The 14,455-nt window shown below is 32.4% G+C and carries 14 protein-coding genes; 7 read left to right on the top strand and 7 right to left on the bottom strand.

The features are described 5' to 3' along the window. Positions 1–25 precede the first annotated feature (25 nt). From IEV63_RS07595 to gldB, 3 genes are read right to left on the bottom strand one after another with little or no spacing between them, the layout of a single operon-like run. Positions 26–406, bottom strand: coding sequence for a GTPase (locus IEV63_RS07595; protein WP_188406199.1), 381 nt, complete (start codon positions 404–406; stop codon positions 26–28). A gap of 1 nt (position 407) precedes the next feature. Then, the gene (gene gldC, locus IEV63_RS07590) at positions 408–743 is read right to left on the bottom strand and encodes a gliding motility protein GldC (RefSeq protein ID WP_188406198.1); all 336 of its coding nucleotides are present in this window, start codon (positions 741–743) and stop codon (positions 408–410) included. Beyond that, positions 743–1,711, bottom strand: coding sequence for a gliding motility lipoprotein GldB (gene gldB, locus IEV63_RS07585; protein WP_188406197.1), 969 nt, complete (start codon positions 1,709–1,711; stop codon positions 743–745). Before gldB ends, gldC begins: the two co-directional genes overlap by 1 nt. Before the next feature lie 167 nt (positions 1,712–1,878). On the opposite strand from gldB, the gene nadE reads away from it, so the two are divergent. After that, the gene (gene nadE, locus IEV63_RS07580; RefSeq protein WP_188406196.1) at positions 1,879–2,667 is read left to right on the top strand and encodes an NAD(+) synthase; all 789 of its coding nucleotides are present in this window, start codon (positions 1,879–1,881) and stop codon (positions 2,665–2,667) included. A gap of 91 nt (positions 2,668–2,758) precedes the next feature. On the opposite strand, the gene folK is transcribed toward nadE, so the two are convergent. Further along, the gene (gene folK / locus IEV63_RS07575; protein ID WP_188406195.1) at positions 2,759–3,883 is read right to left on the bottom strand and encodes a 2-amino-4-hydroxy-6-hydroxymethyldihydropteridine diphosphokinase; all 1,125 of its coding nucleotides are present in this window, start codon (positions 3,881–3,883) and stop codon (positions 2,759–2,761) included. 114 nt (positions 3,884–3,997) lie between these two features. Between folK and IEV63_RS07570 the strand changes: the two genes are divergently transcribed. The 5 genes from IEV63_RS07570 (at position 3,998) to IEV63_RS07550 (ending at position 9,146) form a co-directional block, all read left to right on the top strand. Further along, positions 3,998–4,708, top strand: a complete 711-nt coding sequence (locus IEV63_RS07570) for a queuosine precursor transporter (protein ID WP_188406194.1) — start codon at positions 3,998–4,000, stop codon at positions 4,706–4,708. Positions 4,709–4,719: 11 nt separating this feature from the next. After that, positions 4,720–5,967, top strand: a complete 1,248-nt coding sequence (gene pepT / locus IEV63_RS07565) for a peptidase T (protein ID WP_188406193.1) — start codon at positions 4,720–4,722, stop codon at positions 5,965–5,967. Positions 5,968–5,985: 18 nt separating this feature from the next. Further along, positions 5,986–7,203: a DNA recombination protein RmuC gene (locus IEV63_RS07560; protein WP_188406192.1), complete on the top strand. Its 1,218-nt coding sequence runs from the start codon at positions 5,986–5,988 to the stop codon at positions 7,201–7,203. Between the two features lie 360 nt (positions 7,204–7,563). Continuing rightward, positions 7,564–7,902, top strand: a complete 339-nt coding sequence (locus tag IEV63_RS07555) for a P-II family nitrogen regulator (RefSeq protein ID WP_188406191.1) — start codon at positions 7,564–7,566, stop codon at positions 7,900–7,902. An 11-nt stretch (positions 7,903–7,913) separates the two neighbouring features. Beyond that, positions 7,914–9,146: an ammonium transporter gene (locus IEV63_RS07550; protein WP_188406190.1), complete on the top strand. Its 1,233-nt coding sequence runs from the start codon at positions 7,914–7,916 to the stop codon at positions 9,144–9,146. Between the two features lie 267 nt (positions 9,147–9,413). Here IEV63_RS07550 and IEV63_RS07545 read toward each other — a convergent pair whose 3' ends face one another. Further along, the gene (locus tag IEV63_RS07545; RefSeq protein ID WP_229737206.1) at positions 9,414–10,133 is read right to left on the bottom strand and encodes a DUF4294 domain-containing protein; all 720 of its coding nucleotides are present in this window, start codon (positions 10,131–10,133) and stop codon (positions 9,414–9,416) included. Between the two features lie 89 nt (positions 10,134–10,222). On the opposite strand from IEV63_RS07545, the gene IEV63_RS07540 reads away from it, so the two are divergent. Then, positions 10,223–11,293, top strand: coding sequence for a M42 family metallopeptidase (locus IEV63_RS07540; protein ID WP_188406189.1), 1,071 nt, complete (start codon positions 10,223–10,225; stop codon positions 11,291–11,293). A 338-nt stretch (positions 11,294–11,631) separates the two neighbouring features. Here IEV63_RS07540 and IEV63_RS07535 read toward each other — a convergent pair whose 3' ends face one another. Both IEV63_RS07535 and IEV63_RS07530 read right to left on the bottom strand, forming a co-directional pair. After that, on the bottom strand, positions 11,632–12,612 hold the full coding sequence (locus IEV63_RS07535) for a LuxE/PaaK family acyltransferase (RefSeq protein WP_188406188.1): 981 nt from the start codon (positions 12,610–12,612) through the stop codon (positions 11,632–11,634). 80 nt (positions 12,613–12,692) lie between these two features. Next, positions 12,693–14,414 carry a T9SS type A sorting domain-containing protein gene (locus IEV63_RS07530; protein ID WP_188406187.1) on the bottom strand — a complete coding sequence of 574 codons (1,722 nt, stop codon included), beginning with the start codon at positions 14,412–14,414 and terminating at the stop codon, positions 12,693–12,695. Between the last annotated feature and the right edge of the window lie 41 nt (positions 14,415–14,455).

Here is a 14,455-nt window from a genome sequence, read left to right as displayed (position 1 = left end):
AGCAAAAAAATTATTATGTAATGATTTAATTAGGATTATTCTTCAAACGTTTTTCAATTTCTTTAATAAGTGTAGGTAAATTTTCTAAGCTATTTATTTGCTTCGCATTCATAAAAATATCTAGCTCGTAATGATTTTGAATTAAGATAACTGGATATTTATATTGCTGGGCAAACTTCGATTTAAACTGTTTTTCGCACTCATCTTTGTGTAAAAAGTCCATACTAATGCCCGATTCTTTTCTAAACTTTTTCCATTTTTTCCTTTCTAAAATTGGACCGTAAGTTAAAGCACATAATTTACAATCGTAAGTACTTGGACTTAGTATTTTTTTAGCAGCATCTAGCAAGCCGTGCTTTGTGTTACTATGGGCATTGTAAACAAATATCAGTTTGTTTAATGCCATATTATTTCTTCTTCAAGTCGAGTTTTTCTGCGAAATAATCGCAAAAATCTTTCATAGTTTCTGTCATTTTTTCATCTTGGGTTGCACGGTAATACGTATCGCTCATAGTAACTAAAGTCTGATGAAAAAACTTTTTCATTTCATCCATAGGCATATCTTTTGTCCATAAATCTATGCGTAAAGTTTCTTGATTTTCAGCATCCCAAAGCGAGAGTAAAACAGCCTTGGCTTCTTCTTGATTTACGCCACCATCTTGTGCTGACCAGCTTAGTTTTTCTGGAATTTTATTTTCGTCAGTTTCTACTGTAATACTAATTTCTGATTTTTTGTGTGCCATTATTTTTGGGGTTTGTAAGCAGATTGCTTAAACAGATTATCTTCTTTTAATTTTAGTAACTCGTCCATTTTTACATTGGGATTTTTTTCCATAAAATCTTGTACAATACGCAAACCTATAAATTGTCCTAATCTTGGTGGACTTTCTGGGTCTAATTCTAAGTAAAATTTAGAATACGGAGCTAAATTTATAAAACGCTCATTTAAATTTTGATCTGAACTATATAGCAAGTCTTTTTCTACAAAATATTCCCAAATTTTAGTCTCGTTTTGCTTTGCCCACTTTAGCTCGTCTGCCGTATAATGCAAGTTTAAATGCGCTTCTTGAAATGGAATTAACTCTTGAATAATGTAGCGTAATTTACCATAATGAATCATAGTCGATAAAAAATTTCTTCCTTGTTTATGCTGGTTTAACTCGCGAGCATATTTTTCTGCTATATCGGTTAATAAGTAATTAGGATCTTGTAATTCTGCAACATAAGAATAGATTCCTTCGTAAAATCGATGATTTTTACCTAAATAATTGTCGAGTGAAATTAGCAAAAAATTATCGGTTAAAATTACTTTGTTTTTATAATCTACCTCTTCAGCTATAGTGATTAGGCTAGGTACAGAAAATTCAGGAAAATAATATTTTAAATGTTTATAAAACAGCTCAATATCTTGGTAATGTTTTGAAAAATCAGAAAACTTTTGGGCTACTTCATTTTGGATTTCTATTTGCAAAGTGTCTTGCATTTTGGCTACCCAAATACTATCGTGAAATTGTGTAGGAAATAAAAACGGATATTCATTTTTTAAATTTGGCAAATCGCTAGGTGAAGCTTCAGCAAAAGCACGGTCGAAGCGTTTAAGTTCCAAATCTACTTCTATTTTGTTAATTTCATTATTTACTTTTTCTTCAGCACAAGCAAAAAGAAGGATTAAACTTAAAAAACTTAAACTTTTAATATAAAATCTACACATTTTTTTTAGTTGTATTTGGAAAACAAATTTAATTGAATTTACGGCTTTGAGCTAACTTTAAACAATTTCTTATGAAGAGCTTCAAACTTTGGTTAAAAAAAATAATCTAAAGGAGTTCTCGTTTCTGTAAACTAAGCGAGTGTTGTATTTTTACCTAAAATTGAATTATGAAAACAGATTTAGTTGTAAAACACATGGTAAGTTGGCTCAAAAATTATGCAGAAACTAGCAAAACAGAAGGTTTTGTAATTGGAGTTTCTGGAGGAATTGACTCTGCTGTTACTTCAACTTTGTGCGCAAAGACAGGAATGCGAACGCTTTGTTTAGAAATGCCGATTCATCAAGATTTAAATCAAGTTAGTCGAGCGCAAAAACATATTCAAAATTTAAAAAAGCAATTTGCCAATGTAAGCAGCTTAAAAGTAGATCTTACCCAAACTTTTGAAACTTTTAAATCGGCTTTACCCCAAACACCAGAATCTGACCAAAAGAGTTTAAGTTTAGCCAATACAAGAGCTCGCTTTAGAATGTCTACACTATATTATTTTGCTGCTTTGCATGGCTATTTAGTGGCTGGAACGGGCAATAAAGTAGAAGATTTTGGGGTTGGATTTTACACCAAATATGGAGATGGCGGCGTAGATTTAAGTCCAATTGCAGATTTAATGAAGTCTGAAGTGTATGAAATTGCCGCTTATTTAGGCATTACCGAAGAAATTCAACAAGCGGCTCCAACCGATGGACTTTTTGGCGATAGCCGAACCGATGAAGATCAACTAGGAGCAAGTTACGACGAATTAGAATGGGCTATGTTGTATGTTGAAAATGCTTCAAATGAAAATTTAAACGAAAGACAAAAACGTGTTTTAGAAATCTATAGAAACTTGAATGCTAAAAATCAACATAAAATGAACCCAATTCCAGTGTGTGAAATACCAGATGTAATGCGAAGTTAGTTGATTTTTTGATTGTTGATTTGGGATTAATGATTGCTGATATTAGATTTATGGTTGATGATTTTTGAATTTGATATCTTAAATCTCAAACTCAGTGTTTAGAAATTGTTGTTAACAAATTGATATAATCGCTTCGGTGAGCTACGAAGTCCATATCAGAAATATCGATGACTTTTACATTTATTTGTTGTTGACTTTTTATAAAATTTAAGTAACCGCGGTTTATTTTTTCTAAATACTCAGGTTCGATGTTTTGCTCGTAACTTCTACCCCGCTTTTTAATATTAGCTAAAAGTCGTTCGGTATTTTGGTATAAATACACGTATAAATCGGGTTTGGGTAACTCTTTATACATTATATCGAAAACCTTTTTATATAAACTATATTCATCTTCTTGCAAGGTTACTTTTGCAAAAATCAAGGATTTGTAAACATCATAATCAGCTACAACAAAATCAGAAAATAAGTCGTATTGCGAGATATCGTCTAATAATTGTTGATGCCGATCGGCTAAAAAGGACATTTCTAGCGGAAAAGCGTATCGATGTTGGTCTTCATAAAACTTGGGCAAAAAAGGATTATCTTTAAAACGTTCGGTAATTAACTTTGCATTGTAATCTTCAGAAATCATAGTTGCCAAACTGGTTTTTCCGGCACCTATATTACCTTCAATAGCAACGTAATTTGAAGTTATCTTCGGTAAAATAGGAATTTTCAACTTTTCTGAAACTTCATTTATTTTAGATGCATCTTCAGATTTTTTCAACAATTCTTCAATAGGCTTTAGCAAAAGTGGATGCATTAATTTTGGGGTAATATCGGCTAAAGGAAACAATACAAAATTTCGTTCTGCTAATTTAGGATGTGGTATTTGCAGTTGGCTAGAATCGTGTTTTTCTTCACCAAAAAAAATAATATCTAAATCGATGATGCGGTTTTGATATCCAGCTTGTGGAATTCGAATTCTACCTAAATCAATTTCAATAGCCAAAAGTTTCTGAAGTAAAACCTCAGCAGAATATTTTGTTTGTACAGCTATACAAGCATTTAAAAAATCTTCGCCGTTAAACCCCCATGCTGGCGTTGTATATATTTTTGAAACTGCTTTAACAGTACCGATACGTTCAAAAATTAACTGAATAGATTGGTTTAAATTTTCTAATTTATCTCCTTGGTTACTACCAATGGCAATGTATGTGGTTGTGAATGAATTCAATAGTTTTAAGAATAATTTAGCGTAAAGCGAAGTGAATAAAACAGTTTAAAGTTATTTAAAATACAAACACACTTCTATATTTGTAAGCAAATATAAAGCGCAACACCCAAAAATTTGAAAAATAAAGATAAAGATTTAGCTTTACGGATTTACTTAATCCTAGCTGCCTTGTTTATAGCATCTTTAGTAATGGCTAATTTAATTTTTAAGAAATTTGTGAACATAGATTTTTTTGGAATCTACACTTTTAAAATTTCTGTGGGTGTTTTACCCTATCCCATTACATTTTTAATCACCGACACGATAAGTGAAATTTATGGCAAACGAAAAGCAAATTGGGTGGTTACTTCTGGAATTTTCGCTTCAATTTTTACCTTGCTAATTGTGTTAATTGCAGATTATTTACCAGCCTATGCAGAATCTCCGTTAAACAATAAAATTTTTAATGAAGTATTTGGAGCAACAGGTATTGCCGTTGGCGCTTCGATGTTGGCCTATTTATTGGCACAATACATCGATGTTTCGGTGTATCATTTTTGGAAAAAAATTACGCAAGGAAAACATTTATGGCTTCGCAACAACTTTAGTACATTTACTTCTCAATTTGTAGATACAGCTGCAGTTGTAGGATTATTAAGTATTTTTGGACAATTAGACTGGAAAGACTTTTGGACTTTACTCTTAAGTGGTTTTCTATTTAAAGCCTTGATTGCTTTAATAGATACCCCCATTTTATACGCCATTGTGTACAGCTTTAAAAAGAAATTTAATTTAAAGGAAAACCAAGAAATTAATTGGATCGACGAAGAAAATAACACAAAATAAAAATTACAATAATGCAGATTGAAATTAATAAAGAAGAAGTTTTAAACCGATTTATAAAATACATAAAAATCGATAGCCAAAGCGATGCAACTAGCCATTCTACACCAAGTACAGAAAAACAATGGGAAATAATCAGATTGCTCGAAACAGATTTACAAAGCATTGGAATGAGCGATGTTGAAGTAGATGAAAAAGGCTACATTATGGCAACTTTACCAGCAACAACTACGAAAAAAGTGCCATGTATCGGTTTTGTAGCACATTACGACACCTCTCCAGATTTTAAGGCTAGTAATATTAATCCGCAAATTCATGAAAATTACGATGGAAAAGATATTCTCTTAAACAAAGAAGAAAATATTGTCCTATCTCCTGATTATTTTGAAGATTTACAGCAATACAAAGGACAAACCATCATCACTACCGATGGAACTACGTTGCTTAGTGCAGATGATAAAGCTGGTGTAACCGAAATTGTTTCTGCCATGAAATACCTTATAGACCATCCTGAAATTGAACATGGAAAAATTAGAATTTGCTTTACACCAGATGAAGAAATTGGCCGTGGAGCCCATTATTTTGATGTAGAAAAATTTGGAGCGAAATGGGCCTATACCATGGATGGCAGCCAAATTGGCGAATTGGAGTATGAAAACTTCAATGCAGCATCGGCCGATATTTATTTTAAAGGAAGAATTGTACACCCAGGATATGCAAAAGGAAAAATGGTAAATAGTATGTACATGGCTAGCCAATTTATACAGGCTTTACCAGCTGATGAAGTACCTGAAAAAACAACTGAAAAAGAAGGATTTTTTCATTTAAGTGATATCAAAGGAGAAGTAGAAGAAACGCATTTGCATTACATTATTCGCGATCACGATGAAGTACTTTTTGAAAAACGCAAAGATTTAGTTCGAAATGAAGTACAAAAATTGCAAGCTATTCATGGAACAGAAAATGTTGTACTCGAATTGAAAGACCAATATTACAACATGCGTAAAAAAATTGAACCCGTTATGCACATTGTAGATATTGCTGAAAAAGCAATGCGAAGCTTAAAAATTGAACCCATTTTTAAAGCCATTCGTGGTGGCACCGATGGTTCTCAGTTAAGCTACAAAGGTTTACCCTGCCCAAATATATTTGCTGGTGGACATAATTTTCATGGAAAATACGAATATGTTCCTTTAGAAAGTATGTTAAAAGCTACACAAGTAATTGTAAAGATTGCAGAAATTACCGCAGAAGATGCTTAAACAATAAATCAATTTAAAATGGAATTTATATTTGTTGGAATTAGTTTAGTAGTTGCTTTATTTTTAGGTCTTTTTTTAGGACAAAAAATGAAAAAATCTAAAATTGAAGTCCTAGAAAATCAGCTTCAAAAACAAGATAAAATTGAAAATCAAAAAAATGAATTCCAGCAAGAATTAACTCGTGAACAGACTAAAAACCTTCATTTGCAAGAAAAGTTAGCCGATCAAAAATCAGATTTAGTTCAACTAGAAAAACGATTTAAAACTGAATTTGAAAACTTGGCTCAAAAAATTCTAGAACAAAAAACAGAAAAATTTACGGAAGTAAATCAAAAAAACATACACCAAATTCTTTCCCCTTTACAGGAAAAGATTAAACATTTTGAAGCACAAGTTTCTAAGAATAATGAAACCTTTCTTAAAGAAAATTCAAAGCTAGAACAACAGTTAAAGCAATTAAACGAACAAAATATTCGTATTGCAGAAGAAGCCCAAAACTTAACCAAAGCTTTAAAAGGAGATAATAAAATGCAAGGCAATTGGGGCGAAGTAATTTTAGAACGCGTACTCGAAAAATCTGGACTTACTAAAGGTATAGAATACGATGTGCAAGTAGCCACCAAAAATGAAAGTGGCAAAACCCAACTTCCCGATGTAATTGTTCATTTACCCGATCAACGCAAAATGATTATCGATGCAAAAGTGAGCCTAACCGCTTACGAACGGTATATGAGTACAGATGATAAAAAAGAAAAAGAACAAGCCTTAAAAGCTCATTTACTCTCTCTTAAAAATCATATTAAAGGCTTAAAAGACAAAAAGTACGAAGATCTGCATCATGAAAAAAGTCCTGATTTTGTGTTGCTTTTTATTCCTGTTGAACCCGCGCTTTTTTTAGCCCAAAGTGAAGATACTAACTTTTTTTATGAAGCTTTCCAACAAAATATTTTATTGGTTAGTCCTACCACATTACTTTCTACTTTGCGCACTGTTGAAATGATCTGGAAAACCGAAAAACAACAGCAAAATGCTATGGAAATTGCTAAACACGCAGGAAACCTTCATGATAAATTTGCCAACTTAATTGAAGAATTAGAAACGCTAGGAAATCGTATTGATTCGAGTAAAGACAAGTTTGATGATGCCATGAAAAAACTAACAGGAAAGCAAAACCTAATTAAGGACATTAAAAAACTAAAAGTCCTAGGTGTTCCAACCAAAAAACATTTATCCTAATACCGAATGTTATTTAAAATGTTTCTCGTACTTAGAAAGACCTTAGAACACCTATCTGCAGTTGGCTGTTACGCCTTTATTTTACATTGGAATATAAATTAGTAACATTATACAATTAAAATGATATAATACCCAAAAGTTAAATTGAATTTTTAGAAACAAATTTGAGTTAGCATTCTTTTTCTCGTTTTTTAATTTTAGTTTTTACAAAAAAAACATTTTTTTACTTTTTAAATTAAATACCCATAATTTTTAGGGGTGTATTTTTATTTATATAATAAAAATTATACTATACCCCTATATTATTTATAAAGATAAGGATTAATTATATATTTTTATCAAAATTTAAAAATCATCTTCATGAAAAAAATTGAAGCAATTATTCGAAAATCCAAATTTGATCGCGTAAAAAAAGACTTGCACGATATTGGAGTTAATTTTTTTAGTTATTGGGATGTTACGGGTGTTGGAAATGAGAAACATGGCCATGTATACCGTGGTGTTTCATATAGCACTAGCGATATACAGCGAAGACATCTAGTTATTGTAGTTTCAGACGACTTTGTTGATAAAACTGTAGACACTTTACTAAATTCAGCTTCAACAGGAGAAGTTGGCGATGGTAAAATATTTATCTCTACTATAGACCAAGCTTACCGAATTCGAACAAAAGAAACAGGAAATCCAGCTATTAACTAAAAACAAAATCTATGAATCAAGAATTATTTACTACCAATAATGTGTGGATGATGGTCTGCACAGCTTTAGTTTTTTTTATGCATTTAGGGTTTTCCTTATTAGAAATTGGGCTCACTCGACAAAAAAATACGATTAATATTTTATTTAAAAACATATTTATTATTTGTGCAGGATTACTTCTATACTATGTAGTTGGTTTTAGCTTAATGTATCCTGGCGACTTCAATGGTTTTTTTGGTTTTTCTGGCATAGGCATCAGCTTACCCGAAAATGGAAACACTTTAGCATATGCCGATGGTGGGTATACTTATTTTACTGATTTTATTTTTCAAGGTATGTTCGCTGCAACAGCTGCTACGATTGTATCTGGCGCAGTTGCAGAACGTATTAAATTAGATGCATTTATGTTATTTAGTATTTTATACGTGGGTTTAATTTACCCAATCGTTGGTTCATGGAAATGGGGCGGCGGATTTCTAGATAAGTTAGGATTTTATGATTTTGCAGGTTCTACTTTGGTACATTCAGTTGGTGGTTGGGCTGCATTAATTGCTATTATTTTATTGGGTCCACGGATTGGTAAATTTAGTACAGAAGGCAAATCGCAAGTAATATTAGGACACAATATTCCACTATCTACCGCGGGAGTATTTATTTTGTGGCTTGGATGGTTTGGCTTTAATGGTGGTTCTGTATTATCTGCAGATCCAGCTTTAACATCTTTAGTTTTAGTAACTACGAGTCTAGCAGCGGCTTCTGGCGGAATGGGTGCTTTTATATTTTCAAGAATTTTATATAAAAACTTAGATGTAAGTATGTTTTTAAACGGAATACTTGGTGGTTTAGTTGGCATTACGGCTGGTGCAGATGTAATGTCTCCACTAGAAGCTATTGCCATCGGTTTAGTATCTGGAATTGTTATTGTTTTTGCGGTGAGTTTTATAGATCGCTTAAAACTTGACGATCCGGTTGGCGCTGTAGCGGTTCATTTATTTTGTGGTATTTGGGGAACATTAGCCGTAGGAATTTTTGGCGAATTAGCTAGCTGGTCACAGTTTTTAAATCAATTAACAGGGGTTGCTATTGTAGGTGGATTTTGCTGCGCAACTGCTTGGTTGTTTATTTTCAGCATTAAAAAATCCATTGGAATTCGTGTTCCTGCTAGAGAAGAAGTGGAAGGTTTAGACCAACATGAGCACGGCATGAGTGCTTACAACGATTTTAATACAACTAACGATTATTGATTTGAATTCTAAAACATAAATTATATAGCTTGTTTGGCTAGTTTTGCATTTGTAGCGTATAGATTCTGAATGAACTAAAATAGAACGTTTAGTTTATTTTTGAAGCTATTGCTTTAGGTAGAATTAGCCATTACATTTTAATTTTGTTTAATACGTGACTTTGATGAAAAAAAACCTTAGAAACGCAATGTTCGCAAAGGTATTAACCTAATGGTTAAATGGCATTTTAACTTTCTAATGTAGCTTGGTAGAAGAATCAAAAAAAAATTATTTAAAAATTTGGACTTTGTCTTTCCAGATTGAAGTCAACTCGTAATAATCAATAGAAATAGCTGGTGGTTGTTTTTCTAGCGAACCTTTGCTGAACTTCCGCTGCAAAATATCTTCAATTAAAAAATCTTCTCGAACTTGATAAGGATCAAATTCTTCTTTTAAAGAAATATTAAACATGTTTGCAGTGGTATTGTACCAAAATGCTCGCCAGCCAGTACGCAACTCCTTCACCAAATCAAAGGTAGTTTCTCCAGTTTGTCGATGCATCAATTTTACCAAAATTTGTCCTTCAGTTTTGGTTAGTTTTTTTAGCTCGTCGGTAAACTCTCCTTCAATATATTTTTGAATCATTTTAGTGTAGCGCTTGCGTTTACTTTTAGATTCAATTTTAGCTAGACGTACATTTAAACTATCTAAACGTTGCGCAGCTAAAACGGCATATGGCCAAACTTTTTTAGTCTTTCGTTGTAAAATTAAATATTCGCGAAGGTCTTTTTTATTAGTGAATTGAAGTTTTGGAAGAATTAAAACTTCATCTAAATACACTGCATCTTCAAAAACAGAATCATTCACAAATTGATAAATCTCAACATCTACAGTATCTCTAGTCTGCTTTGTTAAGGTATCAGCTTCTTTTTGCGCAAAACTTGAATGCATCAAAAAACAGAAAAATATAAAATAGAAAAATTGGTTTTTCATTAATATTAATTTCATTAAAATGATTTCAAAATTAGGTATTCATAAACATTTTAGTCTCAAAAGATTATTAAATTCGCAAGGATTCAAATTTAAAACAAAACAACATGCAAAAAGATTCTTTAGCATTTTTAGAAAAATATTTAAACAATGCATCTCCAACAGGATACGAATGGGAAGGTCAAAAACTATGGATGGAGTATTTAAAACCTTATGTAGATGAATTTATTACCGACACTTATGGCACTGCAGTTGGCGTAATAAATCCTGATGCTAAATATAAAGTAGTTATTGAAGGGCATGCTGACGAAATTTCTTGGTATGTAAATTATATAACCGATGAAGGATTAATTTATGTAATTAGAAACGGCGGAAGCGACCACATGATTGCCCCTTCGAAACGGGTAAATATACACACCGACCAAGGAATTGTAAAAGGAGTTTTTGGTTGGCCTGCAATACATACAAGAAAGGGTGATAATGAAGAAACACCAAAATTAGATAATATTTGTATAGATGTTGGTTGCACAACCAAAGATGAAGTTGAAAAGCTAGGCGTACACGTAGGTTGTGTAATTACGTATCCAGATAAATTTTTTATTTTAAATAAAGACAAATTTGTTTGCCGTGGTTTAGATAACCGCATGGGCGGATTTATGATTGCTGAAGTGGCAAGAAAATTAAAAGAAAATAATATAAAGCTTCCTTTTGGTCTGTACATAACCAATTCTGTACAAGAAGAAATTGGCTTACGCGGTGCAGAAATGATTACAGCCCGAATAATGCCTAATGTTGCTATTGTTACTGATGTTTGTCATGATACTACTACACCGATGATTAAAAAAGAAAAGGAAGGTTTAACAAAAATGGGCGATGGACCTGTAATTTCATACGCGCCTGCAGTACAAAACAAACTCCGTGAACTCCTTATTAATACAGCTAACGAGCATAAAATACCTTTTCAACGAATGGCTGCTAGCAGAATGACTGGAACAGATACAGATGCATTTGCTTACAGCAATGGTGGCGTAGCTTCTGCGTTAATTTCGCTACCTTTACGTTATATGCATACTACTGTAGAAATGGTACACAAAAGCGATGTTGAAAATGTAATTGAATTAATTTATAACTCCCTGTTAGCCATAAAAGATGGTGATGAATTTAGTTATTTTGACTAGAGTAGAAAATTGAATTTTAAAAAGCAGCTTTAGAGCTGCTTTTTTTTTGGTTTTTAAACAAAAATAAAACGCCTGCTCGGGCGAGCAGGCGTTTTAAACTAACCAATCTATTATGAAAAACTTCATCCAAGACAAATATACAATTGATATTAAATTAGGCTTGAAATTTACCCACTTTAACATTTGTTTGTAATCAACTTATTCTTTCTAAAATTCAATAAAAAAAGCCTGCTCATTAAAATGAGCAGGCAAATTAACTAACCAATCTATTATGAAAAACTTCACATAACAAAAGTAGTACATCTACTACAAATTACAATCATTATTTCAATAAAAAATTAAAAAAACATTAAATTACATCCTCTTACATCGCTATGATCAAATCTTCCTAATATTTCGTATTCATTATCAGCAACTTGCCTTCCTAAATCCTGAGTAGCGATAAACGAAACTGAATATAAGTTTGCCAAATCGATAATATTAATCCCTCCTGTTTTTTGTTTATTTAAAATATGTAGTGGATTTTCTGTATCACGAATTAAAATTTTCATACTTGTTGGGCACTTAAAAATTCCATCTCCTGTAGAATAGGACTGCGAAAGCAACTCAGTCATACCATATTCGCTATGAATTTGCTGAACGCCAAAACCTTGTTTTAATTGAACATGTAATTCTTCACGAATTAACTCTTTACGTCTCCCTTTCATACCTCCTGTTTCCATAACAGTAGTAGAGTTTAATTTCAATTGAAACCTTTCAGCAAAATCTAATAAAGCAAAGCTAACCCCTATGAGCAAAATTTTTCGTTTACCATCAAATTTTTCTAAAGTTTGTTTTAAAGCATCAAGATTATCAAGGTAAAAGCCACTTTCATTAAACTTACTGCGTTCTATAAAACTATTTACCATATAAATTAAGGACGAACCGCTACGCTCTAAATAAGAAGGAAGAAGTCCTAAAACTAAATAGTCTTCAATATTTCCGTATTCTGTTTCGAAAGCATTAAAGTAACTTTTTTCGTATAAACTTAGATCAGCTATTTGATGTTTACTAGTTATACTTCCGGTTGTACCACTACTTTTAAAAGTAATTTGTGGTGTATTTGAAGAAGAATAAATCTTGTGGCTCTTAAAAAACTGAATAGGTAAAAATGGAATTTCTTCTAATGAGCTAACGTTTGCAGGTGTTTTGTGTAGTAAATTGCAAAATTTACGATAAAATAAATTATTTTCATATTGAAAAGCAAAAACATTCAAACTCTGATTTAAAAAATCTTCAGGTTGAATTAAGTGGTTGATGTCGATATTTGCTGGATTCATATACTACAAAAATACTGATAAAGAAAAAAGCATCGCTCTGCGAGCGATGCTTTTTTATAAAACTTTAAATGAAAGTTTTCTTATTTGATAATTAACTTCTTGGTGAAGCTTCCGTTTCCTTGACCAAATTTCACTAAATAAAGTCCTGATTGTAAATTAGAGATATTTAATTTAGTTTCACCCGAAATTTCGGTGGTCATCACTTTTTTTCCAAGAAGGTTGTATACACCAACTTGAAAAACTTCTCCGTTTGGAGATAAGATATTTATTTCACTTGATGCAGGGTTTGGAAAGATTGCAAACTCATTTTTGTTGAAATCAGCAATATTTAAAGTAACATCGATATCTGCTTCAAATCTAGAAAAAATCTGTGGTGCACCATTAAATTGGCTTGCCATTCCTACAACTCCAGCTAAAACACCTTGTGGTACAACATTACCGATATAATCTGTATTGAAAAATTCAGTACGCATAACTATTTCATCATTACCATCAGATAAATCGTAGTTAGTACCGTTTTCGAATACTACTGAACCATCTGCTCCAGTAAATTGAACGTTTTGGAAACCTACTAATAATGATTCGTAAGAATCGTAATTGGTAATAAATTCGTTTAAGCTTAAAATTTGAACAGAAGGCTCACTATTTCCGCTTACCACACCATTATCTGCAGTAGGAATTAATTGTAAAACGCCATTATTGAAATTAGACACACCTGTTAATCCAGTAACCTGATCTCCAAATACATACACATCGTTGTCGATAACATCGTTTGGATCAAAAATCATCACTCCTGCACCATTGCTTTGGAACCATTTTCTGTTATTAAAGTTGTCTCCGTGCGTAAATGTAGAAGCTCCTGTTATTTCATAAAAACCGCCAGGTCCGTTAGTTTCAACATCTGCTCTAAAAGCAGCTATATCAGCAACTTGAGTGATATCAGCTACGCTAAAATCTATAGTTACATCATCAATAATAGTCTGACCGTCTACAAGCTCTAGAGTAACATTGTAGTTTTCACCGTTTTGCGTAGCAACATTAAAAGGAGAACTTACATCGACAGTTGTAGAACCATTAACTGTAATATCAAATCGTAAACCTGGATACTCATTTTGCACTGCAAAAGTAACATCTACATTGGTTGTACCTGGGTCTAAAACAGCATTGTTAGCTGGAGAAGTAATAAAAACAGCAGGATCTGTGTTACCGCCACCAGCTGTGTAACTTGCTGTACCAATAATCGATTCGAATGTAGAACCGTCTTGACAGGTTCCTTCTCCATTTAAAGCACCATTAAAGTATGTCCAATTTCCAGCAAAAAAGCCGAAATCTGGGCCAGAACCGTCGTTGCGCTTGGCATACCCATCTTGGTATTCCCAAACTTCTCCAGTTCCATCGGTAGCTTCAGCACCATATTGATCTACAACAGTACTTGTTGCATCTTCAATGATTCTAACTCTATCGTCACCATTAAAGTTTACCGCACTTGAATTTGTTGAAAGTACATTTGTAGCACTTGGATATTCAGTTGCAAAAGATTCATCTTCTTTATGGATGTACACAAAATCATCAGTTACAACACCTAAATCTGCAAGGTTTAAAGTGTTTCCCCAAGTGTCGTTAGCATTGGTTTGAATTTCTAATGAATAATTTGCAAAGTCAACAGTGCCATCTGCATAAATTTCAACTACTTTTGGATTTCCACCAGAGCAGTCTCCATCAGAAATCATAGTTAAAACAGGAGTTTGTCCTATTGCAAATGCACTAATTAGTAAAGTTAGTAATAAGGTAATTTTTTTCATTTTGTTTAATTTTAAGTTGTTACAAAAGTAATAATTCTATT

Source organism: Psychroflexus salis (assembly GCF_014640175.1).
GTDB lineage: Bacteria > Bacteroidota > Bacteroidia > Flavobacteriales > Flavobacteriaceae > Psychroflexus > Psychroflexus salis.
The sequence above is the reverse complement of the archived record's forward strand: the minus strand, read 5'-3'. Positions and strand labels throughout refer to the sequence as shown.

What these genes read in the sequence shown, in the direction of transcription:
- IEV63_RS07530 (WP_188406187.1), bottom strand. Translation starts at nt 14,414, where the DNA reads ATGAAAAAAATTACCTTATTACTAACTTTACTAATTAGTGCATTTGCA.
- IEV63_RS07550 (WP_188406190.1), top strand. Translation starts at nt 7,914, where the DNA reads ATGAATCAAGAATTATTTACTACCAATAATGTGTGGATGATGGTCTGC.
- IEV63_RS07540 (WP_188406189.1), top strand. Translation starts at nt 10,223, where the DNA reads ATGCAAAAAGATTCTTTAGCATTTTTAGAAAAATATTTAAACAATGCA.
- IEV63_RS07595 (WP_188406199.1), bottom strand. Translation starts at nt 406, where the DNA reads ATGGCATTAAACAAACTGATATTTGTTTACAATGCCCATAGTAACACA.
- IEV63_RS07555 (WP_188406191.1), top strand. Translation starts at nt 7,564, where the DNA reads ATGAAAAAAATTGAAGCAATTATTCGAAAATCCAAATTTGATCGCGTA.
- IEV63_RS07535 (WP_188406188.1), bottom strand. Translation starts at nt 12,612, where the DNA reads ATGAATCCAGCAAATATCGACATCAACCACTTAATTCAACCTGAAGAT.
- IEV63_RS07560 (WP_188406192.1), top strand. Translation starts at nt 5,986, where the DNA reads ATGGAATTTATATTTGTTGGAATTAGTTTAGTAGTTGCTTTATTTTTA.
- pepT (WP_188406193.1), top strand. Translation starts at nt 4,720, where the DNA reads ATGCAGATTGAAATTAATAAAGAAGAAGTTTTAAACCGATTTATAAAA.
- IEV63_RS07545 (WP_229737206.1), bottom strand. Translation starts at nt 10,133, where the DNA reads ATGAAATTAATATTAATGAAAAACCAATTTTTCTATTTTATATTTTTC.
- gldB (WP_188406197.1), bottom strand. Translation starts at nt 1,711, where the DNA reads ATGTGTAGATTTTATATTAAAAGTTTAAGTTTTTTAAGTTTAATCCTT.
- gldC (WP_188406198.1), bottom strand. Translation starts at nt 743, where the DNA reads ATGGCACACAAAAAATCAGAAATTAGTATTACAGTAGAAACTGACGAA.
- nadE (WP_188406196.1), top strand. Translation starts at nt 1,879, where the DNA reads ATGAAAACAGATTTAGTTGTAAAACACATGGTAAGTTGGCTCAAAAAT.